General features: G+C 38.6%; 21 protein-coding genes. 14 read left to right on the top strand and 7 right to left on the bottom strand.

What is annotated here, in order from left to right:
- Positions 1-33: 33 nt before the first annotated feature.
- The 3 genes from AC3M61_RS02910 (at position 34) to AC3M61_RS02900 (ending at position 3609) form a co-directional block, all read left to right on the top strand.
- Complete coding sequence (locus tag AC3M61_RS02910; RefSeq protein WP_500779428.1) at positions 34-393, top strand: chitobiase/beta-hexosaminidase C-terminal domain-containing protein; 360 nt, start codon at positions 34-36, stop codon at positions 391-393.
- On the top strand, positions 365-1615 hold the full coding sequence (locus AC3M61_RS02905; protein ID WP_500779427.1) for a CotH kinase family protein: 1251 nt from the start codon (positions 365-367) through the stop codon (positions 1613-1615). Before AC3M61_RS02910 ends, AC3M61_RS02905 begins: the two co-directional genes overlap by 29 nt.
- 383 nt (positions 1616-1998) lie before the next feature.
- On the top strand, positions 1999-3609 hold the full coding sequence (locus AC3M61_RS02900) for a sodium:neurotransmitter symporter family protein (protein WP_500779426.1): 1611 nt from the start codon (positions 1999-2001) through the stop codon (positions 3607-3609).
- A 265-nt stretch (positions 3610-3874) separates the two neighbouring features.
- On the opposite strand, the gene AC3M61_RS02895 is transcribed toward AC3M61_RS02900, so the two are convergent.
- The 7 genes from AC3M61_RS02895 to pelG all read right to left on the bottom strand — a co-directional run bounded on the left by AC3M61_RS02895 (position 3875) and on the right by pelG (position 11293).
- Positions 3875-3958 carry a hypothetical protein gene (locus AC3M61_RS02895; protein WP_500779490.1) on the bottom strand — a complete coding sequence of 28 codons (84 nt, stop codon included), beginning with the start codon at positions 3956-3958 and terminating at the stop codon, positions 3875-3877.
- Positions 3955-4368: a heliorhodopsin HeR gene (gene heR, locus AC3M61_RS02890; RefSeq protein ID WP_500779425.1), complete on the bottom strand. Its 414-nt coding sequence runs from the start codon at positions 4366-4368 to the stop codon at positions 3955-3957. Before heR ends, AC3M61_RS02895 begins: the two co-directional genes overlap by 4 nt.
- 22 nt (positions 4369-4390) lie before the next feature.
- Entirely contained in the window at positions 4391-6730 is a 2340-nt protein-coding gene (gene priA, locus AC3M61_RS02885) for a replication restart helicase PriA (protein WP_500779424.1), read from the bottom strand.
- Positions 6731-6766: 36 nt separating this feature from the next.
- Positions 6767-7654 (bottom strand): methylenetetrahydrofolate reductase, encoded by an 888-nt coding sequence (locus AC3M61_RS02880; RefSeq protein WP_500779423.1) that lies wholly within the window; start codon positions 7652-7654, stop codon positions 6767-6769.
- 79 nt (positions 7655-7733) lie between these two features.
- A complete protein-coding gene (locus tag AC3M61_RS02875; RefSeq protein WP_500779422.1) occupies positions 7734-8645 on the bottom strand; it encodes a hypothetical protein in 912 nt (303 codons plus the stop codon).
- Entirely contained in the window at positions 8626-9912 is a 1287-nt protein-coding gene (locus tag AC3M61_RS02870; RefSeq protein ID WP_500779421.1) for a GAF domain-containing protein, read from the bottom strand. Before AC3M61_RS02870 ends, AC3M61_RS02875 begins: the two co-directional genes overlap by 20 nt.
- A complete protein-coding gene (gene pelG / locus AC3M61_RS02865; RefSeq protein ID WP_500779420.1) occupies positions 9881-11293 on the bottom strand; it encodes an exopolysaccharide Pel transporter PelG in 1413 nt (470 codons plus the stop codon). Before pelG ends, AC3M61_RS02870 begins: the two co-directional genes overlap by 32 nt.
- 424 nt (positions 11294-11717) lie before the next feature.
- Here pelG and AC3M61_RS02860 point away from each other — a divergent pair, with 424 nt between their 5' ends.
- The 11 genes from AC3M61_RS02860 (at position 11718) to AC3M61_RS02810 (ending at position 23865) form a co-directional block, all read left to right on the top strand.
- The gene (locus tag AC3M61_RS02860) at positions 11718-11999 is read left to right on the top strand and encodes an RnfABCDGE type electron transport complex subunit B (protein WP_372589157.1); all 282 of its coding nucleotides are present in this window, start codon (positions 11718-11720) and stop codon (positions 11997-11999) included.
- Between the two features lie 59 nt (positions 12000-12058).
- Positions 12059-13069: a DNA-processing protein DprA gene (gene dprA, locus AC3M61_RS02855; protein WP_500779419.1), complete on the top strand. Its 1011-nt coding sequence runs from the start codon at positions 12059-12061 to the stop codon at positions 13067-13069.
- A 97-nt stretch (positions 13070-13166) separates the two neighbouring features.
- Positions 13167-14009, top strand: coding sequence for a pantoate--beta-alanine ligase (gene panC, locus AC3M61_RS02850; RefSeq protein ID WP_500779418.1), 843 nt, complete (start codon positions 13167-13169; stop codon positions 14007-14009).
- Positions 14010-14042: 33 nt separating this feature from the next.
- Complete coding sequence (locus AC3M61_RS02845) at positions 14043-16211, top strand: TIM-barrel domain-containing protein (protein WP_500779417.1); 2169 nt, start codon at positions 14043-14045, stop codon at positions 16209-16211.
- Entirely contained in the window at positions 16183-17664 is a 1482-nt protein-coding gene (gene xseA, locus AC3M61_RS02840) for an exodeoxyribonuclease VII large subunit (RefSeq protein WP_029684032.1), read from the top strand. The genes AC3M61_RS02845 and xseA overlap by 29 nt, the downstream gene beginning before the upstream one ends.
- Before the next feature lie 53 nt (positions 17665-17717).
- Positions 17718-17990, top strand: a complete 273-nt coding sequence (locus AC3M61_RS02835; RefSeq protein ID WP_500779416.1) for an exodeoxyribonuclease VII — start codon at positions 17718-17720, stop codon at positions 17988-17990.
- A 63-nt stretch (positions 17991-18053) separates the two neighbouring features.
- Complete coding sequence (locus tag AC3M61_RS02830; protein WP_029684034.1) at positions 18054-18785, top strand: hypothetical protein; 732 nt, start codon at positions 18054-18056, stop codon at positions 18783-18785.
- A gap of 247 nt (positions 18786-19032) precedes the next feature.
- Entirely contained in the window at positions 19033-20034 is a 1002-nt protein-coding gene (locus AC3M61_RS02825; protein ID WP_029684035.1) for an oligopeptide/dipeptide ABC transporter ATP-binding protein, read from the top strand.
- Positions 20024-21022, top strand: coding sequence for an ABC transporter ATP-binding protein (locus AC3M61_RS02820; protein WP_500779415.1), 999 nt, complete (start codon positions 20024-20026; stop codon positions 21020-21022). Before AC3M61_RS02825 ends, AC3M61_RS02820 begins: the two co-directional genes overlap by 11 nt.
- 2 nt (positions 21023-21024) lie before the next feature.
- The gene (locus tag AC3M61_RS02815; RefSeq protein ID WP_500779414.1) at positions 21025-22758 is read left to right on the top strand and encodes an ABC transporter substrate-binding protein; all 1734 of its coding nucleotides are present in this window, start codon (positions 21025-21027) and stop codon (positions 22756-22758) included.
- Positions 22759-22899: 141 nt separating this feature from the next.
- Positions 22900-23865 (top strand): ABC transporter permease subunit, encoded by a 966-nt coding sequence (locus AC3M61_RS02810; RefSeq protein ID WP_029684038.1) that lies wholly within the window; start codon positions 22900-22902, stop codon positions 23863-23865.
- The last annotated feature ends 16 nt before the right edge of the window (positions 23866-23881 follow it).

Here is a 23881-nt window from a genome sequence, read left to right as displayed (position 1 = left end):
CTGGACCCACTTCTGCGGAAAGGGGGAAGCAAAATGAGAAATAGGGGGATTGCTGTGATTGTTTTAGCTGTATTGGTTTCGGCTATAGCTTTTTCCCAACTCATCATTTCCCATGAGTCGGGATTTTACGAGAGCCCATTCCAAGTAGAAATCAAATCAACAGTCGGTGGGCAAATTTACTATACCATGGATGGTACTGACCCAGTCATTGGTAATAAAGGGACTGTTGAGTATGAAACAACTATACCTATAGTTGAACGATATGATAATACGCTCATTTATATTCCAACATCTCCTTTATATTGGAAAAAACCCGAAGGAGAATTCAAAAAAGCAACAGTTCTAAAAATTGTCGAAGTTGTGAATGGAAAGGTTACCGATAGCTGCTGTTAGAACATACTTCGTAGGAATACACCACGACTTACCAGTTGTTTCGATAATTACAGACCCGTCAAACCTTTTTGATGAAGAAAAGGGTGTTTACGTTCCTGGTAAACTCTTTGATTCCGCGAACCCTGAGTGGAGTGGTAACTACCACCAAAGGGGAAGCGAGTGGGAAAGAAAGGCTATTATGGAATATTTCGAAAATGGAAAACTTGTTTACCGGACGGATGTAGGTTTGAGGATCCATGGTGAATACACTCGGAATTTCCCGATAAAATCTCTCAGGCTGTATGCAAGAAACAAAGAAGGAGAGTTCACCTATCCATTCTTTGGAAGGAAAGGTTACAAAAAGCTTATTTTGAGAAACTCTGGCAACGATTGGGAAACAACGTATATTCGAGATTCGGCAGTGCAAGAAATCTTTAAGGGGTTAAATTTTGACACACAAGATAATTATCCTGTTGTTCATTACATCAACGGAGAATACTGGGGTATAAGCTATCTGATGGAGTATTACGACCAAAGATACCTGCAAGTAAAACACGGGGTTAATGAGAAAAACACGGTGATTATAAATGGCGATCTGAGTATACAAGACGGAAAAGAGGGCAACCAGGAAAGTTTTGTCAAACTCGCCGAGTTTGTTAGAAACAACGATTTATCAAAACCAGAAAATTATTCGTATGTTGCGGGCATGATAGATATTGACAGCTATATAGACTACAAAATTGCTGAAATCATAGCCGGAAATATGGACTGGCCCGGTAACAACGAACGGATGTGGCGAGTTTTGAAGCCTGAGGACAAGCCTTTTGGAGACGGTAAATGGAGATGGATGATGTACGACACTGACCTTTCGTTCTGGGAGCCAACACATAACACATTAAAAGTAGCAATGTATGGTGACCCAAATGTTTGGGTTACTGTAACGGTGGGGGCCACGTCGACACTACTTTTCAGGAAGCTATTAGAAAATGAAGACTTTAAGAATAAATTCCTGGAGAGGTTCGACTATATACTGAACGTAGTATTTGATGAGGACAGGGTTGTAAAAATCATAGACGAACATGCAAATCGGATAAGGACAGAGATAGCCTTACACTCCAGACGTTGGGGAAAACCACATATGAACTTGTGGGAACGACGTGTGGAATGGATGAAAATATTTGCTAAACAACGAAAATCATATATTATCCAGTATTTAAATGAAACATTCGGAAAAATCAAGTGATTTGGATTATTAAATTTGTGCACGACTACTTTGGTTTGTTGTTTAAATGCTTTGTTTTACGATAATTTTCGTATAACACTTTCTCATGAGCAAATGATAAAAAAGGAATAAAAAGAAGCAAAAATTAGAAAGACCGCCTTTCGTCAAAAAATTGTGAAAGGCGGTCTTTTTTTATCCATGCTAATTTTGAGGTGAAAAATCATCATCTGGAAAAAAGTCTAAATCTTTAATTTTTAGCGAAGTAAAACTTTGTTGTTAATTGAAAATTCGTATTACTTACATTATGATTTATGTTGAGTTATCATTCAAGATAGAACATCTGCCTTTTGAGTTTCTTCTTATTTTCTTTTAATCCTAAGAACTTTGGGAGGTGTGGTTTTTCTATGGGTGACAAAAGGTCTACTGGTAAGACAAAGGATTCTAACAACTTAGCTTTCCACGAAAGGGAACACTGGGGCAGTAAGTTAGGGCTGATCCTTGCGATGGCAGGTAACGCGATAGGTTTGGGAAACTTTTGGAGGTTTCCATATCAAGCTGCCAAAAACGGCGGCGGAGCTTTTATGATTCCGTATTTTACTGCCCTACTGTTCATGGGAATACCTCTTTTAATAATAGAGTGGTCCATGGGACGATATGGTGGACGATACGGATATGGAACTATAGGACCTATGGTCTACCTGCAAGCCAAAGAAGGGGCAAGCAAAAAAGTAGCCTTAGTTCTTGGTGCTTTGGCTGGAGCGATTGCACTCTCTGTTGTTGTATTGTTGAACTCTTACTACAATCATATAATAGGATGGACGCTTGGTTATGCATGGTTGACAGCAACTGGCGGATATATGGAGCCTTCAGTTGATACAGTTTCGTATTTTGTTCATTATATTCAAAGCCCTTCGTTGGTTTTCACTTTCTGGATAATTACCTTGGCGATATTGTGGTATGTAGCACGAGGCGGTGTTCAGAAAGGTTTAGAAAGATTGGCAAAAATTGCAATGCCGTCAATATACGTGTTTGCATTGATTCTTCTCATCAGAGCACTCACACTCGGCTCACCTGTTAAACCTGAATGGACACCTCTCAAGGGGCTGGACTTTTTGTGGGCACCTCGATGGAATGAACTGAACTGGTCATCAACACTTGCTGCGGCAGGTCAAATATTCTTCACCCTTTCACTTGGAATGGGTATAATCCAAAATTACGCTTCTTATTTGAAAAAAGAAGATGATATAGTAACTTCCGCGGTTGCTACTGCTTCGCTAAATGAATTCGCAGAAGTAGTCCTCGCCGGTACTATAGTGATACCTATCGCCTTTACTTTCCTTGGACCGGAAGGATTGAAGAGCGGTGTTGGACTTTCTTTTATAGCCTTGCCAAACGTATTTAGAACGATGGTGGGGGGTAATGTGATTGGAACATTCTGGTTCTTGCTACTCTTCTTTGCAGGTCTCACAAGCTCTATAGCGATGTTCAACTACTTGGTAGCATTCTTAGAGGAACAGTTTGGAGTTGAACGCAAGAAAGGTTCGTGTGTGATATTCGCACTTTATATAGTCGCAGGCTTACCTATCGCGCTGGAGCCAATAATTACAAAAACAAGTGAACTTTTCTATCTTACAGAACTGGACAACTGGGTAGGTTCTTACTTGTTAGTTGTTTTAGGATTGATTGAAATAATATCAGCTGTTTGGCTATTCAAAGAGAAAGGTTTAGAAGAAATCAATAATGGGAGTTACTGGAAAGTGCCAAAATGGTTCTATTCAATAGTCATGAAATTGATAACTCCAGCGTTCATAATTATATTGCTTGTATTTTCGACCATCGATTACGCCAAAAATGGTTATCTAAAAATAGTGCCAGATTTTGCGAAAAATTATCCAAACTTAATTCCATGGGTCTTTGCTGCAAGGTCAGTTATGGTTTTCATATTCGTGCTTAGTTTTATATTGGTTTATAAGTCTCTAGATAATATGCAGAAAAACAGGGTAGGTGAGAAATAATGAGCACATCCGCATTGATTTTTATGCTTACCAGTTGGGGATTCATAGGTCTACTCTCTATAGCTGCAATAGGGACTATTTTAAAGAATTCAAAAAAAGCAAAATAAAAACTTCAAACATATACAAGCCGCCTTACAAAGGCGGCTGTATGTTTTTGTTCACATGACCAACTTTATCCGGTTCAGAAATTGTTCCCAAAAGAATTTAACTGTGCATTACTAAGACTCCTAAGGTTGTGATAAAAGTCCGTAGAGACTGACTTTAATTACTTAGGTTGCAACGTTCCGGCGAAAACTTGCCAAACTAAGATTGTTTTCGAAACAAAGCTCAAGATGATAAAAAGTATCATTGTTGCATTGATAATATAAGTAGTAAAGTTCCAAAATCAGAGATACCTACAAGCATAGCTATGATGACCATCATGATGGAGGAAGAGATTGAATACTCCGCCCATCTGAATGGGTTAATACCTTTACTCAGGTCTTCATTGTACTTTTTGTTGAATACTGTAGCAACTAGTAGATGGAAAATAAACGTTATGAATGGGAGGGAGGCTATAAGATAAGCGAGCTTAACATCGAAGAGATTTTCCACTGCTGGGATTAGACTGCGTGTAGTTTCATCGAATTTCAAAAATCCCCTTATTATGGTTACTGAAAAGTCGTTTGCAAGAACTAATACTAGTATCCCTTGCATAAGATGGAAAATTGCTGCAAACAGATTTAGTCCCCTCAACTTGGTAAGCTCACCGTTCTTCATCTTAATACCCCATTTTCGTATGTTATATTTCCGGAGGAGTGACCCGAACAACCCAATCCCCCGGGTATTTGGTTTTGATTTCACTGATTAGATTAACAACTTTAGATACATTTCTGGTTTTAACGAAGAACTGGTAACGATATTTGCTTGCAACTTTAGATACGGGGTGTTCAGAAGGACCAAGTATTTCTATATACAGCCCTTCTGCGTTGAAAATTTCGTTGTAAACAGCGTCTATTGTTTCTCTGGCTATTTCTTCCGATTGGTTTGAATACATAACATGCACAACATCTGCGAATGGAGGGTAATTCAATTCTTTTCTTAACGATAATTCGCGTTCGTAATAATCTGTAACATTTTGTGCACTTGCGTAAACGATTACAGGATTGTTCGGGTCGTAGGTTTGTATGACAGCTTTGCCTTTTTCTTTTCTTCCAGCTCTACCGATGACTTGAACAAGGAGTTGAAAAGTTCTTAGTGGAGCGTTTATATCAGGATAAGATATTAACGCATCAACGTCAACGATTCCAACAAGACCTATTCGATAGATATCTAGTCCTTTCGTTATCATCTTCGTCCCTGTAACGATTTCCAATTTTCCTTCTCTTAAAGCCTCGAGGATTTTTTTCAGTTTTTCAGGTGTGTCAACAATTTCTGCATCTATTCGTCCAATATTTTTACCAGGGAAGAGCTCTCTGAGTTCTCTTTCTATCTTTTCAGTTCCCGTGCCTTTGTCTGTGAATAGTTGAGAGCCACAAACTGGGCACATATTCGGAACACCTTTTTCCAAACCACACAGATGGCATTTCAACTTTTCGGAATCGGAGTGGTAAGTCATCGACACATCACAGTTGTCACATTTCACAATATGACCACATATAGCACATTGAACCCTTGAAAATCCCTTTCGACGGGTGAATATCAAAGCTGACATGCCCCTGTTTAGGATGTTTGTAATTTCTTCGTGAAGTGTTTTAGATATCGAACGTGTCACTTTCTTTTCTTTTCTCATGTCGATGATTTTGACTTCTGGTAATTCTACGTTGAATCTTTTTGTAAGAACGTGGAATTTGTAGATTCCATCCTTTGCAAATTTGTAAGTTTCAAGATGTGGAGTTGCAGAGCCAAATATCACGGTTACTGGAAAGTGATGGAGTATCTTTCGCACATCGTAATATGGCTCATTATTGTTGTAGTATCCTTCGTCTTGTTCTTCATCAACAACGACAAGTTTTAAATTCTTCAAAGGAACAAAGAGTGCACTACGTGGACCAACAAGGATGTTTATTTCCCCTTTTACTGCTTTTGACCATATCTCTACCCTTTTTGCATCCGTCTGGTAGCTGTGATACACCGCGATGGAGATATCTGGGAAGTGTTTTCGCAGTCTTGCAATGGTTTGCTCTGTTAGTGATATCTCTGGCACAAGGTAAATGACATTGCCAAAGTTCAGAGCGTGTTTAATAACATCTAAATAAACTTCTGTTTTTCCACTTCCTGTAGGACCAAAAAGTAGGTGTTTTGATTGCGCTTTTCGGTCGTTTAGTTCTTCTAAGATGTTTTCTACGGCTTTATGTTGTTCGTCTGTTAGCTTTCTTTTCATGCTAAGTTGTTCAGTTGTTCCGCCTGTAATTGGTTGTTCTGTTATTTCAACGACACCTTTGTTTTTTAGTTGCACTAAAACACTTTTTTCTATACCTTCGTCTTCCAAGTCGCCTAGTATATCACTAACGGTTGATATTCCCTTTAAAAGCAGATAATTTACAACTACCGATTGTTTTGAGGTCAATCGTAATCTTGCTAATTCTTCTGGTGAAGCTACAAGCTTTACATATTCTTCTTTGCCCCTAGGTCTTGGCTTTTTAGTTTCGAAATCGCGGAAGATTCTAACCAACCCATTTTCGATGTACTCTTTTGCTTTACTTATTTTCTTGAATTCTTCATACTTCATCCTTGGAAGGTTGAACAACGGGGTAGCACTTTCAACAAATAGTGTGAAGTATTTATCAAAGCTTGGAGGAAATGACAAGTCGAACAATCGACCTATTGGATAACCCAAAGCAAGTGAGCAGTCTATAAATGCATTTAGTCGGGCATTGTCGATAAATGAAACATAATCGCAACGTTCAATGATTTTCGGCACATTAGATGAATTCAATCTTATTTTTTCAAGGTCAATAAGCTCTTTTATGTTACTCTTCCATATTTCTTCGATACTCTCAAACTTCCGAATCACATACGCCAAAGTCTTTTTATTTCTAAAAGATACCAAAACCCTTTCTCCAAGGGTTATGTCTTCAGCAGAAGAGTATACGAACATCTTGTTTTCAGAGTAATTCGATATTGCTACAACGTAATACATCATTACCTGCTCCTTTTGTTTAACTATCTTGGTCTTTCAATACTGCGAAACTACGGCATCAGAAATTGTCTTTATCGTTTCCATTTTCTTTGTTGTGGAAGTGAGGTAAAAGCCATGGACATATGGTGCAAGCTTTTCAATTATGGAGATGCACTGATTAATTGAGTATTGTTCTAAATGTGTATCATCTTTCTGCCAGAAGTATTCTTTTGGAACGAAAACACCCGGGACTTTTGAGTAATGCTCAAGTTGTTGAAAGGATTCAAAAACCATGAGAGCAATGTAGATTTTCGTTCTTTTGAAAAGTTCTTCAGTTTCAGATTTTTCAAATAATTTTAAAATAGTCTCGGAATTGAAGACAGGTTGCGAGACGAAAAATTGGCATCCGTTTTGCATTTTGAGTTCCATTCTTTCCAAAGTCTGGTTCAAATCTTTCTCAAACGGACTAAAGACACCTCCCGCATTGAACGAAAAAGAACCAAATATTTTCAAACCTGCGAGGTCTTCACCCTTTTCGTTTAGTAGCTTCGTTAGTTTGAATACATCGTAAATACTAAAATCCTCAATACTCGATGAAAACGGATAGGTTCCAACTCTTGGGTCATCTCCCGAGAGAATCAAGAGATTCTTAATACCAAGCATGTGTGCAGCGATTAAATCACCTTCTATTCGGATTGCATTTCTCGTAGTTCGTGAAAAATGCATCAGCACCTCTAATCCCATTTCTACCAACATGTGAGCAGGTGCTATGGGAGATACCCTTGCACTTCCCATGGGTAAATCCGTGACTGCAATTATCTGGGCTCCATGTTCAACAGCTTCTTTGCAAAAAGATAAGTATTTGTCTGGATTTGTTCCCCTTGGAGGAAGTGTCTCTAGTATAAACCGATAATCAAAAAATGTGGATTTATTTATTCCCCCCATATGGCAACACCTCGAGTACTAAAGGATGAGAGAAGGTTATGAGTTCTTGCAAAACAGTCTTTATTGTTTTAGGGCTTTCTTAGTTATCACAAATGAGCTTTCTGGTTGTTTCTGATAGGTATGCTTTTACGACGTTGTATTCACTCTTTCTGAGTTTTTCCAAAAGATACTTTTTCAAAAGTCTTGGCTCCTTTGTTACCTCATATCCTTTTAAGAAGTAATTTTCATCTTTTTCGAGGTAGTACATGATTTCGTAGTATTCTGGTAGACGTTTGGTTACGTTTTCCATTTTTGAACGTAAAAGGCTTTCAAGGTCTTGTCTTACAACACCCTTTGGGATGCCTGTTTTCAGATAGTTGTAAATAGTCAAGCAGGACTCTACATCGTTGATATTTCTAGATTTTGCAATCTGTTCTTCAAAGTAATTTTCTATGTCTTCAAGTGCTTGTCCAGCGTAAAGAGCAACATCCATGTGGGGGTCCTTTTGCAGTATCCGGAGGTATTTCATATTCTCCTCAACATCGATACCATGCGTTATATATGTGACAAGCTTTCGAGTAACTGCCTTCTTTTCAGATGTGTTTCCAATAATAATGGTTGCCTTTACTGGAAGGACCGATTTTACAGTTTCGTCGATATTTAGCCGGATCTCCGGTGGTAGTGGTATGTTGAAGAAGTTTTCAATTTCTTCATTTTTCAAAGGAATAAAGAAAAGCCAGGATAATGGATACGCTAACACGAAAAGAACAACTTCCGGTAAATTCTTTCGTTCAATGTAAAAAAGAACTGCAGAAATGAGTATGACGATAAAGTTCTCCAAGCGGAGTCCATAATAAAGTATGGAGAAAAGGTTAAGTGAAACTATAATCAGGTTAGTGCCTGAAAGTATCTTGCGACCTAACTGCTGGTGTTTGTTGGCAAAAAATTTATTCCTATTCTTTGGACCTTTGGATTTTGTAAGATTGGAGTTCTTAACATACCTCGATTTCATACTTACCAGCCAACCTCTCAAGTATTTTTGACTTTCCTTGAGCGTCGCAAACAGCCAAGAGAGCTTTTAGAATGATTTTACCATTTGTAGGGTATGCTACTAGCACGTCTGATTTTCTGAAAGTATTTACTATGGAGTGATGATATTCGGGATTGTAGGTTATACACAGTTCCTCGTAAGGTATGCCAAATCTTTCTTTTCGTTTCTCGAAGACTTTCTTCTTTTTAATGTAGTAACTTTCGTCCCAAGTTCCGTCCGGTTTTTTGTAAATTTCTTCCAATGCTTTCTCCTCTTGTATTACTGTCCTAACGTTCGCATACAACCAGCTTGCAACTGCACTTATGTATTTTACAAGTGTTTCTGAAAATTTCTCGGGCGAGATATCTTCGACAACGAAAACACCAAAAGCATTTGATTTTTCACCTATTGATACGGCAAACCAAGGTTCGAAGGAAGTTATATCTGCTTTCAGTATAATCTTCGGAAGCGTTGAATATCCATTTTGCAGAGCATCGTAAATGACATTAGATTTTGTTGCATCGAACGAATTTGGTAGTCTTTTTTGACCTATGCCTGCTATATACCTCATGAAATTTCCCTCGCAGCGGTAAAGATGTAGAGTATCGAGTTCGAAGAACTCAGCTATGATTTCAACAGCTCTCGTTAACATCTCATCAACATCGAGTATTTCCAACTCCCGAAGTCTTTCAAGTAAGACTATCAGTCCTTCTCCTTCAAAGTAAATCCTCATCTGAAGTTGAGAAATGACTATTCTCATGTCGTTGATAGCAGAGAGTAGCTTTTGGTTTTCCAGTTCCAGTCTCTTTTTATCGTTTTGTAAATCCCTTATTTTTTTATTGAGCATTTCACCGATAACCCCGATTATAAGTCCAACAACAATGGTAAAAACTGAAACGGTATTTAGACTCAGCCCACCAATGTCCCCCACTTGCTTGAAAAGTGTAAGTAGCAACAACTGGAATATCGAAATCGATGCTAAGAAAGGCAATAGTCCATACCTCGCAGACCATATGAAGATGAAGGCAACAAGGAAAACAATTGTAACTGAAGAACTTATAACAGAAGCTAGGTGCAAGGTAATCACTATAGCAAACGAGATTATCAGTTCCAACATTTGGAAAAAGAAGCTTTTCAAGTTTGTAAAGTTATTTCTCTGGAATAGTTTTTTCAATGCTTTTCCTTTTCTTACTTTGGAAGTTTTGTGTTTTCCTGTATCATTCCGTTTCTTCCAAATGCTTGTTTTCATGGATAATCACCTGTCTTAAAGGAAGATTTAGTCTGTTTCGTATGAACTCAAAGTGAAGTAGATTTTTGTATACGACTCTGAATTTTGTCCAGGTATAAATCACTGCTATTATGAATCCTATAGCAAATCCAATACCAGGGAAACGGATGATAGTTAACATCGAGAATACGAAGTTAACTGTGAATGCGATTATGGAAGCATTCATAGGAATATCTGGCAAATCAAAATAATGAGCAATCAGTGAAACGTAGAGAAAAATACCGTTTGCTGCAGCTCCCAAAATACCGAATCTTAAAGCCTTAAGACCATAATCATTCAGTATCAAAGCTTTTGCAAGAGGACCTGAGAGTATTAAGCCAGAAAGCATGAAAGCAAATTGGACTGAAAGAATGAGTTTTGTGTTTGTGTATAAGTTATTATCGAGTGTTTCTTTGGCAAGTTTAATATATGTTAGTGTGCGGTTTTCTTCTATTGATTGGTAGAAAGCCCTGTAATTAAAGTAGAAATCAGTTTCTAAGTTCAGCACAAAGAGTGTCAGTGTTGGGATTATAAAAAGATAAGAAATGAACATGGGGATATCGTATTGAGGAGCAAAAATGAAACCTTTTGAAATTGAGTATTTGAAATAAAACCATGCGATGAAATCGTCTATCCAGGCTGCCATGTAGGTTAAGAAACCCGAAACAGCTTGTTTTTTGTATTTTTTTATGGCTTCCAGGAATAAAAATTTAGTTTCTTTGGAAGGTTTCTCGACGAACAAATAACGTTTTATGAACAACTGCATCATTGAAGCTATAAACATCAATCCAAAGTTGTAACCCAAATAAGCAAAGTATTCGCCTCTAAATCTATAAAGGTAAACACTCCCAAATAAACTCAGCAGACTTCCAAATAAAAAACTCACCACAACAGGAGTAAAAACCCTTATCGCTGTTATGAAAATGACTTGGACCCAAATGATTGTCAAGACGGTTAAAGAATAGGAAAACAAAAATATTTTCCAAAGATCGGTTATTCTATTAATCAAAAAAAAGGCGGTTAAGAAGGTGGCAGAAGAAATGATTGCATAGTTAAGTGATGAAATGTAAAGCTCGTAGATTTTTTCGAATTCCTTTTTGTAGATTAAATCAGCAAGAAACCTCGTTACAGAGGTGGAGACACTCCCAAAGATTATCGTGGAGAAGATGAACGTATATATGATTGCCGAAATAAAGAAGGGTATCTCATTTTGTGGAATGAATAGTTGTATGACAACAAGCGTAACTGAAGACATTATCCAAGGTCCAGCGCTGACATTTGCTGAATAAAAGAAACTGAATATATCAGAGAAAAAAGAGTTTTTGCTTAACAATTTGTTGAGTTCAAAGCCAATCCCTGCCATATTTACCCCTTTTTTATGAGATTATCGGTTACATTGAAATTATAGCACAATATGTGCCTAAATAAAAAAATACCCCCGGTCTATTATCCGGGGGGTCTTGAAAAAGTTTTTCAACTCTTCCAAGGGGGGATAGGGGGGTCGCTGCACATATATTATCAGATATGTGAGGTAAAGTTTCAAGTATTCAAGTGTTAATGGAATGATACGATTAGTTCAAATTCATGTTTAGATAAACTGGGTTTCGAATATTTGTCCCACTAGTCATTGACGCGGACAACCTATGTGTTGTTAAGTATAAATATAGGAATGTGCCATATGAGTTTGCATTGAAATTTGTTTTGGTGTATAATAATAATAAAAAACACGTTATGTTAAGCATTGCTTTTTTCGAACATTTTTTATTATCTCTTCGGAGGTGAACGGTGTGGTGGTCGTTTACTCAGCTGTCCTGCTTGGAGGACTAGGTTTTGCTTTTGGACTGTTTCTTTCATATGTTTCTGAAAAGTTCAAAGTCGAAGAAGACCCAACAGTCAAGCTCATTTTAGAGGCTTTGCCCGGAATAAACTGTGGCGCATGTGGTTATCCTGGATGTGAGGGTTACGCCAAAGCCATTGCTAAAGGAGATAAACCAGATAAGTGTTTACCAGGTAAAAAATCTGGAGTTGAAGAAAAAATCAAGCAGATACTTAGTCAGAAAAACAACTAAGTGCTGATTTTTTGAACGCCCGCTAAAGATTAGAATCTATACATCTTGGGGGATAGGGGATGGGGTTGGATACTTCGCTAAGCATTGTTGCACTTTCTAAGGTTTTTAAGAAGGGTGTCACAGAGATAGAGGAATATTTGGATTATAATCCAACAATCTTTGAAAAATTTGCAAACTCTTCAAGAGAGTTTTCAGAACTAATAAAAAGATTGTCGATTTATCTGAGCGAAACAGATACTAAGCTGATAACTTACTGGGACGAAGAGTATCCCCAGTCGTTGAAGAACATACCGGATCCTCCGGTATGTTTGTTTGTTAAAGGGAAATTGGAGTATTTGTCGTATAATCTTTTTGCAGTTGTTGGAACGCGTAAGATGACTAGCTATGGCAAGCAGGTAACTGAAAGATTTGTTAGCGAAATTTCAAAACATTTTGTAATCGTCAGTGGTATGGCTTACGGAGTTGATACCATAGCTCATTCGAGTGCTTTGAGGTCGAACAGACCCACCGTTGCTGTGCTTGGATGTGGCGTGGATGTAGTGTATCCCAAATCAAATAAAATGCTTTATCAACAAATAATAGATAACGGGTGCGTACTTAGTGAATACCTGCCTTGGGAACTGCCCAAGAAGTTCACTTTCGTGGAGAGAAACAGAATAATATCGGGTCTTTCCGTAGGTGTATTGGTCACCGAAGCTGGAATTGAAAGTGGTGCACTGATAACGGCGAGGTATGCTGTTGAACAAGGAAGGGATGTTTTTGCAGTTCCAGGAGATATCTTTAGAACAACTTCTCAAGGGACAAATTACCTTATTAAAAGCGGAGCTTTCGTTGTAACCGAACCTTCTGATATACTTGAATACTACGGCTTTAAGGACCACAGGAAGATAGTGGAACTAACAGATGATGAAGCTCAAATCTTCGGTACCATTGAAAGTGAGATAACAATAGAAGAGATATCAGAGAAACTAAATATCCCAATCTCACAGGTTATGCTCATTTTAACGACTTTGGAGCTCAAAGGTCTTGTTTACAGGACCGAACGCAATACGTATGCAAGAGCTATGTAAATATATATAAAAGGGTATAATAAAGCGCACGGCAATATGCGGATGTAATATCGATTGCTTGAGATGTTTTTGGGAACGTATGGAAGGAGGCGAAAACATGCGCCTTGTTCACACAGTAGCGGAGATGAAGAAAATAGTGGGCGATATCTTGAAGAGTGGTAAGAGTATAGGTTTTGTGCCCACAATGGGGTATCTTCACAAAGGACATTTAAGTTTGGTGGAAGCGGCACGTAAAGAGAATGATGTTGTTGTTGTCAGTATATTTGTCAATCCAACACAGTTTGGACCAAATGAGGATTACAACAGGTATCCGCGTGACCTCGAGAGAGACCTGAGGTTGTTGGAACCAATAGGTGTAGACTATGTATTTAATCCATCCGTCGAGGAAATGTATCCAGCTATGTATTCAACGTATGTCGAGGAGGTTGAGCTTTCAAAGTATCTGTGCGGTGCAAGTAGACCAGGGCATTTCAGAGGAGTTTGTACTGTTGTGACAAAACTTTTCAACATAGTGAAACCAACGAAAGCATATTTTGGGCAAAAAGATGCCCAGCAATTCAGAGTATTGAGAAGAATGGTAAGGGATTTGAATATGGATGTTGAGATGATAGAGATGCCCATCGTTCGGGAAGAAGATGGACTGGCTATGTCTTCAAGGAACGTGTATTTAAGTCCAGAAGAAAGAAAAGAAGCAACAAGGTTGTATAAATCGCTTCTGAAAGCCAAAGAGCTTATCGAATCTGGGGAACGTGACGTACAGAAAATAAAGAGAGAAATGCTAAAAATACTTGACCATCCACTTTTGAAGGTTGATTACGTAGAGATAGTTGATGAAGAAACGTTGAGACCAGTTGAGAAAATAGAGAGGAAAGTTATCGTGGCTCTCGCAGTTTTTGTTGGCAAGGCACGGTTGATAGACAACATGATTTTTGAAGTTTAAAACAAATAAGCTTTAGCTAGGGAGGTTTTGAAGTTGGTATATAAGATAGTCTACGGAGAAGCCGATGTAGAAAGTTTTGCAGTGTTAGGTAAATACGCAAACAAGATTTCGACAGCGAAATCCGAGGAATTTGAATCGCTCTTCAAGGATTTTTATGCTCAAGTTGAAGTGCACGATGGTCAAGAGTTTTTTGTATTGAAAAGGCGATATCGTGCTGATGGATACTTCTTCGGCTTTGGTGATAAAGTAGGTCTACTTGACAGAAATGGGCGAAGATACATATTCTGGAATACAGATAATTTCACACACCATCCAGGTGCAGACCCGCTTTACAAATCGTTTCCATTTTACATTTACGTCTCAAAGGATTTAAAAACTAAATATGGTTGTTTCACTGACTATCCGGGGTATTTGGAGATAGACTTGAATTCGAACAACGATAATACTCTTACTTTTAAATCGAAAGGTAAAGGATTTGTTCAGTATATAATCGTCGAAGATTCAATAAAAAAGATTTTGGAACAGTATCTCAAACTGACAGGTAAAAACATCGCGTTCCCTATTTGGGCGTTTGGGTATCAACAATCTAGATGGAGCTATTTCAACGAGAACGAAGTCCTGGATATTGCCAGAAAGTTTAGAGAGAAAAAAAACCCTTGCGATGTGATTTATCTTGATATAGACTATATGGAAAAATACAAAGTCTTTACTTGGAGCAAAGAAAACTTCCCAAACTACAAAAATATGCTGGAATCACTCCACAAAGATGGATTTAAAGTCGTGTCGATTCTTGACCCTGGTGTAAAGGTAGAAAAAGGATATTTCGCATTTGAAGAAGGGAAGAATAAGTACTTTTTAAAAGACAATACTGGAGAAGATTTTGAAGGCGCTGTTTGGCCTGGCAGGGTTAGATTCCCTGACTTTTTGAACAAAAACGTCAGAAGTTGGTGGGCGAAGAATGCGAAGAAGTATTTGAATGACGGCATAGATGGTTTTTGGAACGATATGAACGAGATAGCAATATTCGCCACAGAAAAAGACTTAAAAGAGGCAAGGGGAAAGTTAAAAGATGCAAAATTGGAAGATGGCATAAACCTCGCAGGTATGTTGGGGGCTATAGGCGAGATTGGACGCAGGGGACACGGAGAAGATATTGTGCATCTTAATGGAACCCCACACTGGAAGGTGAAGAATGCATACGGATTGAACATGGTGCGTGCCACATCTGAGATGCTCCAGAGAGAGAATAAAAGGCCGTTTTTGATAACCCGTGCAGCGTATTCTGGTATTCAGAGATACGGTGGTGTGTGGACCGGTGATAACCACAGTTGGTGGGAGCATATTCTCCAAGAGATAATAAGGTTGAATTCACTAAGCCTTGCAGGTGTATTTTACAACGGATGTGATGTTGGTGGGTTTGGCGGAGATGTGAATGCACAGCTACTTATTAGATTCATGGAGTTTGGACTATTTACTCCAATGTTTAGAAATCATTCAGCTATTGGAACAAGAAAGCAAGAACCTTGGGCATTCGGACCAGAAGTAGAAGAGATACTAAGAGAGATAATAAGATGGAGATACAAGCTCATTCCATACATTTACACACAATACATGCTTGGCATTCTCAAAAACAGACCTCTCATGAGACCACTCTTCTACGATTTTGAACAGCCTGAAGCTTTCAACATAGAAGATGAGTATTTATTTGGAACAGATATCTTGGTTGCTCCTGTATACCGACCAAACATACAAAAACGTCTAGTTTGGTTGCCAAGGACAAGCATAGGAATTTTTGATGGGAAAGTCTACAAAAAAGGATGGAACATTGTAGATACTCCCATCCATTACATTCCAGCGTTCCAGATTAGTAACTCGGCAATACCGATGATTGAACCAACGGATTACGTTGACTTGTCGAAAGTTGACAAGATATACTGGAAAGTGTTCAAAACATCCCAGAAATCAAAAGCTGTTGGCTATTTCTACGAAGATGATGGCACTTCACTTGATTACAAAAAGGGTGTTTACAACTTAAAACAGGTCTTAATAAAGGATGGATATTTAGAAGTTAAAACATTGAGCAACAAATTTCCAGGGAAAGAACGTGAATGGGAATTCGAAATTTTTGACCAAAAAGGTAATGTTAAGAAAGTTAGCGTAGTGGTGAGTAGTGATGGAGAATATAGGATTCCAATCGAGTGAACCTTTGAATTTTGAAACACTCAGAGACTTTGTGGAATACGTTCATAGCAAGCTTAAGGAAACGAACATCTTGTCGCAAAGATACAGGTTTGTTGCTGATGTTGTTAAAGTAAAACCATACAATGGGGTATTGTACATAACCGTTTCCCAAGAAGGAACTGATGGGAAAAAGTTTGAGCTTACAGTTATAGTATGGAAGCATCTTCTGAAAGGGATTATGAACTACCTTTATTCTTTTGGGGTTAGAGATATTTATGATTTAGAGCACAAAAAATGGGAATTTCAAGGAAGGCTTTCTTTTTATCCAGACAGATTCCAGTTCAGTTTCTGGGCAGATTCAATTGCACCACAAGGCGAATCCGATATATTGAAAAGACGCCAGAGGATAAGAGAAGAATTGAGAAAGCAAGGCTTGTTAATGGAAGTGACGCATGAACTTTCGGAGCTGGAACCCATCAGACTGATTGCGGTGATTACATCAAAAACAGCACAAGGGTATTTTGATTTTCTTTCGAACCTCTTAGTTCCGGATGTCTATCGACCTGTGATACATCTATACGAATCTTCAATGCAAGGAGTTTCAACAGCGCAAGAGGTTATCGCTGCTCTGAATAGAATCGAACTTTTCTGCAGAACAAACAACGTAAGATACGATGTCATAGCCATAATCAGAGGTGGCGGAGGACCAAGTGATTTAATGTTTTTTGACGATTTAGAACTCGCTGTTCGAATTGCTTACATGAATAAATATATCCCTGTTTTGACCGGAATTGGTCACGAGAAAGACGAGACCGTGGCAGATTACGTTGCTTGGAGACGTTTTCCTACTCCTACAGCGGTGGCAAAGGAAATCTCAAACCAGTTAAAAGGTTATATAGACGATATGGAACAAAGCTACAGGGAACTAAGCCAAAAAGTAGGGGCTATTATTGGGGTAACTGAAGCCAGAATTCAAACGGGAACATTTAGTGTGTTGAGTGATGCATTTAAAAACGGCTTATCTATATCTGCCAGGGATATAAAGGAGTATGCCAAATATTTTGTAAGTAAGATAAGTTTATCGGATTTAGAAAGAAAAATCTCTTTTGATTTTGTAACCAACGTTTCTAAGAACTTGGATTCGAAGTTCTCTGAGTCAGAACAACTAATCACTAATTTATTTCATGCAATGAGTAAGGACCTTTCGGTTAATATAGAACGAAAGATAAGTGAATTGAAAAGTTTTGAAAACATATCTTCGGTCATGGATAGGAGTTATTTGTCATTCTACAATAAAACAGAACAGATGAGAATGGAACTCGAAAGTATAGGAGGACCTTTGAAAGCGTTAGCTGTTGGCGGGGCTTTAATCACGAAAAACGGCGAAATAGTTAGTAGTATAAAACAAATAAGTAGTAACGATGTTATTAAAATTAATTTTGTAGATGGTCAGGTAACTTCAAAGGTAATTTGAAATAGCTTAAGGTGTTCATAATCGTCTATAATCAAAAGGGAGGGCTTAGAAACATGAAGGTTGCAGAAACATTTGACATCGAAAAGATACTTGCATTAAGTGAGGAAGAAATTAACAACCTAACATTTAAAGAACTCATGCAACTTATCGATATGATTAAAAACTACTTCATATCCTCGGAATTGGATATAGAAAAACAGATAGAGCTTTACGCAAAGGCTATCCTGCTTCTTACAAAAGCGAGGGAGAAACTTATCGCAATTAAAAAACAAAAGGAAGAAATAGATAAGAAATACGAGGAATTCTTGAAAAGTGTAGAAGAATAAGATACTTGGAATATTTTTAAACTGATAATTTAGTAGCAAACGAGAGAAAATAGGAGGGGCATTATGTACGAAAAGACGGATAAGAATTTCTTCAAAAAGTTCCCGATTCTTTACGTCTTAGTCTTTACCATCGGCCTTATTTTACTCTTCTTGGATTTATCATTCCTATCATTTCTCCAAAATTATATGACCATAGTCGATTTTGCAAAAATGGGTGTAGGGATTATTTTAATTGCTTCGAGCATCTTTGAAATCATTGTTTATCTTTTCAGCTTTGTTCCACTTTCAAGGTATGACAGAAATTTTGAAGAGCTAAAAGCACTCGTTGTTAGCCAAATTAGAGAAAGAGGTCAGACAATCCTGGGTGAATTTCTTTCATTCCGTCCATGGATGACGGATGAATACTTTGTGAAATCCAAACATGGTGTGCCAAAGTATTTTTATCCGGTCTATTATGTTGTAATCTCCATTGCCAACAATGTGCTATACATCAATGAAGTTCGTTTTGATATCTTACACAAGTCTTATCACATTGCTGGTTACAGTATTATACCTTTGAAAACTATTCTTTCGGCAGGTTTAGTCCAGGACAGAATCCTTTTCTCTACAGCTTCGGGTGAAGACTCCTCAACTGCGTACTTTTTGGAAATTCGAACCTTAGGTGGGACCGTTAAGGTCCCGGTCTTTGAAGAAGAAGTAACTAACAAATTTGGGGATATTAACAATGTCCGTGACGAAACTATCAACAAACTAACGGTTATTGTTCAAGCACTTACTAAACAAAAATCAAATTGAGGACTAACGTACAAAACTTTCTAACGATGAGTATAATTGCTTTTATGGGGAATTAGCTTCATTTTTTGAGAAAGCAGTCGTAAAACTTATCAATTAAGCTAAAAAAATCAATTCTAGGAAACTTGTAAGTTACAACCAAATTGTGGTATAATATGTATCAGTCAAATTTGAGTACACATCTCCAACGGCTTTAATCTGACTTAAATGAATTTCTTAAAGATAAAGCATTGAAGGAGGACTGGTAGATTTGGACCCCATTCTCAGTGTTAGAAACTTAAGCACATGGTTTTATCTTGAAGAAGGAGTTCTGAAAGCAGTCAACGATGTTTCATTTGACTTGTCTCAAAACGAAGTTTTGGGGATTGTTGGTGAAACGGGTTCAGGAAAGAGTATTACTGTTAGAAGTATCATGAGACTCATCCACTATCCTGGTAAAATTGTGAACGGTCAGATCATATACAGAGGCCGTGGGAGAGAAGAAGATATTGTAAAGATGGACGAGGACGAACTTACCGAAATCCGTGGTAAAGAGATATCAATGATTTTCCAAGACCCACTTACATCTTTGAACCCACTTTACACGATTGGTGACCAGCTAATGGAAACGATTATGCAACACCAACATGTTGACAGAGCTACTGCTTGGAAACTTGCAGTTGAGATGTTGAAAAAGGTCCAAATTCCCGAACCGGAAAAGAGAATGAACTCCTATCCTTTTGAATTTAGTGGTGGGATGAAACAGAGGGTTGTTATCGCTATCGCACTTTCGTGTAACCCGAAGATACTTATAGCTGACGAGCCAACAACAGCACTTGATGTTACCATACAGGCCCAGGTTCTTGAATTGATGAAAGAGCTTCAGAAAGAATTGAAGACGGGAACAATTTTTATTACTCACGACCTCGGTGTTATTTCTGCGATGGCTGACAGGGTTATGGTAATGTACGGTGGAAGACAGATGGAATTAGCACCTGCAGAAGATTTGTTCCACAAGCCGATGCATCCATATACCAATATGCTCTTGAAATCTATCCCAAGGGTTGACATAAAACAGGACAAATTAGAATCGATACCAGGTCAACCACCGAGAATGATAGATGTTCCCGATGTTTGTCCATTTGCACCAAGATGTCCAAGAAGACTTGATAAGTGTGCGAAAGAATTGCCACCATTTGCAGAACTTGAACCAGGGCACTTTGTCAGATGCTTCAACCCAGTAGAAGTCGGAGGGGATATAAATGCCAAGTAATGAAGTAATTATCAGAGTACAGAACCTAAAAAAATATTTCCCTATATACAAAGGCTTTCTTGTTAAAAAGCACGTTGCGGATGTTAAAGCTGTTGATGATGTTTCTTTTGAAGTCAGGAGGGGCGAAACATTTGCTCTTGTGGGTGAATCCGGATGTGGAAAGACAACAACAGCAAGAGTCATGCTAAGACTTATCGATCCAACTGATGGAAAAATAGAAATCATGGGAACTGATATTTCCAGATTGTCAAGGGAAGAACTTTTACCCTTCAGAAGAAAGATGCAGATAGTTTTCCAGAACCCAATTGGTTCTTTGAACCCGAGGATGACGATTGGACAGATTTTGACAGAACCTATGTTATTCCATAAGATAGTTAATTCAAAAGAAGAAGCTGACCAAAAAGCAATAGAGCTTTTGAGGATGGTTGGTTTGAAACCATTTCACATGGATAGGTATCCACACCAATTCAGCGGTGGTCAAAAGCAAAGGATAGCTATTGCAAGGGCACTTAGCGTTGACCCAGAGATAATATACTTGGATGAACCAACATCGGCACTTGATGTCTCTGTTCAGGCTCAAATTGTCAATTTGCTTTTGAAGTTCCAAGAAGAACTTGGACTGACATATGTGTTCATTTCCCACAACCTTGCCCTTGTTAGGTTTATCAGCCATCAAGTTGCGGTTATGTACTTGGGTAAGATTGTGGAGATGGGAGACGTCAACGAGGTGTTCGATAATCCCGTTCATCCATATACAAAAGCATTGCTATCAGCTTCACCGATTCCAGACCCAGCGATTGAAAAGAAGAGGAAAAGAATAATACTCACAGGAAACGTGCCGAGTCCAATAGCAAGACCAAGTGGTTGCTTCTTCCATCCGAGATGTCCATTCAAAATGCCTATTTGTGAGAAAGAATATCCAGAGATGAAATCTGTTTCTTCAAACCACCAGGTTGCTTGCCACCTGGTAGATAAAAGGGAGGTGTAGGTATGAGGAAGGTTCTCGTGTCACTTTTGTTAACTCTTGTTGTTTTCTTTGCATTTGCTAACTACCTTGGTTTCGACGCAACAGGTAAGAAGGGTGGAACACTCATTCTTCCAACATTGAGCGGTCCAAGGACATGTAACGACACTGTGTCCAAGGAAACAAGCTCCTCAGATGTTATTGCTATGTTCATGGGCTGGGGTGGAGTTCTTATTGAAAGATCCGCTATTGATGGTAAATTCTATCCAGCACTGGCAGAAAAGTGGGACGGTCCAAGGCTAACAAAAGATGGCGGAATGGAAATCATTTGGTATCTTAGAAAAGGCGTAAAGTGGAGCGACGGTACACCATTTACAGCAGATGATGTTGTCTTCACACTCAACGAAATTTACACAAATCCTGATATCCCAAGTTCATACAAGGATGTTATAAGAAGTACAAACGGATACTTACCAAAAGCGACAAAGATTAACGACTACACTGTCAGAATGTACTATCCAGAACCATTCAGGCTTGCTCTCAGATACCTTGGCGGAATGTACATATTCCCAAAACACAAGGCGGAAAAATGGGTCAAGGAAAAGAAATTCGCAGAATTCTGGACAGTTGACGCAATCAACAAGAAAGAAATTGTTGGCTTGGGACCATTCATTCCTGTTGAATACGTGCCAGACCAATACGTAAGGTTCGTTGCAAACCCGAACTACTGGAAGAAGACAAAAGACGGTGTTCAGCTTCCATTCTTAAATGAAGTTGTTTACAAGATAATTTCCTCACAAGATGCACAGAAACTCGCATTTGAAAAAGGAGAAGTTGACATCTACTCACCAAGAGGAACAGAGTTCAACTACTTCAAAGAAAATGAAAAGAAATTCAACATTACAGTTCTTGCATACGGTCCAGCATATGGTACACAATTCATTACATTCAACTGGAACAACAAAGACGAAGCAAAGAGAGAATGGTTCAGAAATGTGCACTTCAGAAAAGCAGTTGCATACGCAATGGACAAGAAAAAGATGATCGATACACTCTTCAACGGACTTGCAGTTGAACAATGGTCGCCAGTTTCAATGGCTTCACCATTCTACAATGAAAAAGTCACTGTTAAATACCCATACGACCTTAATAAGGCAAAAGCAGAACTCAAACTTGGTGGTTTCAAATGGGATAAGAACGGAAAGCTCATCGACAGCAAAGGTAGACCTGTGAAATTCGTAATTGAAACGAACGCAGGTAACACTGTCAGAGAAGGTATAGGTAACATTATTACAGCAGCTCTCAAACAGCTTGGTATGGATGTTACATTTGTCCCTGGTGACTTCAACACACTTGTTAACAGAATGCTCAACGTTGGTGACTGGGATGCAGTTATTATTGGTTTGACTGGTTCTGATGAACCTCAGGGTGGTGCTAATGTTTGGACCGTTGAAGGTTCGCTACATTTCTGGAACTTCTCTCCAAAGGTGAAAGAATGGGTAGATGCAAAAGCTTACTACTTACCAGACTTTGAGAAGGAAATTGATAAAATCTTTAAGGAAAATGTCAGGATTCTCGACGAAAACGTTGTGAAAGACTACTGGGCGAAATTCCAGAAACTCGCATCTGAAAACTTACCACTCATTTACACAGTAAACTCACTCAGGCTCTTTGCATGGAGAAACACTGTTAAGAACGTCAAGATTACAATGCTTGGTGGAACAACTTGGAACCTCGACTGGCTCTGGAAAGAAGAATAATTTTATCAAGTTGTTATTCTCGGGCGGGCTTTCGCCCGCCCATTATTGGATTTTTAATAGTCTGATGGTTTTGTAAGTGTTACCCGGATACCAAATTGTGGAAGTACGCTAAAAAGATGAACAAGGGAGAGGTGAACTGGGTTGATAAAATACATCGCACGCAGGCTTATCATAATGTTGCCGGAGTTGTGGATAATAACAATCATAGTATTTGCACTCATACAACTATCGCCTGGAACTTTCTTAGATCAATATAAGCTCGATCCATCGGTTTCGGCGGAGACATTAAAAGCTATGGAAAGAGAACTTGGGTTAGACAAACCGGCCATCGTTCAGTATTTCTACTGGCTTGGCAAGGTAGTCAGAGGTGATTTTGGTTATTCGTTCTATTACAGAAGACCTGTTGCTTCTCTTATCGGTGAACGTTTGCTTGGAACGTTTGTTTTGTCACTCTACTCCTTTGTTTTATCATGGATCATAGGCGTTGTTTTAGGTATCGTATCGGCGTTGAAGAAGTATACGCTTACCGACAAAATTCTAACAGTTGTCGCGTTCAGTGGTCTTGCACTTCCAGGTTTCTTCCTTGCACTTGTACTTTTGTATATGGCTGCACGCACTGGTTGGTTCCCAATCGGTGGTATGTATAGTCCAGAAACTTCTCGACTCGATGTATGGAATGCATTTAAAGATATCTTCTGGCGAATGCAATTACCAGCCTTTACATTGACATTTGGTGGTTTTGCGGGTTTGATGAGATATATGAGAGGTTCCTTACTTGATGTTCTTAAAGAAGACTACGTTGAATTTGCAAGAGCGAAAGGAATGCCCGAAAGGGTTGTCATATACAAACACGCTTTAAGAAATGCTATAAACCCGTTGATAACTATGTTCGGTTACAGTCTTTCTGGGTTGTTGAGTGGTGCTGTCATTACTGAAACCATATTCTCCTGGCCAGGACTTGGTAGGTTGACGTATCAAGCACTGCTCCAAAAAGACTACTATGTTGTTATGGCAAGTACTGTTATTGGAACGGTTTTGCTTGTTTTAGGAAACTTAGTTGGTGACATACTACTTGCGGCGGTTGACCCGCGCATAAGATACGAGTAATAAGGGAGGCTTTGAG

The sequence above is a fragment of the Fervidobacterium sp. genome (assembly GCF_059913585.1).
This window is presented reverse-complemented; position numbering and strand designations above follow the sequence as displayed.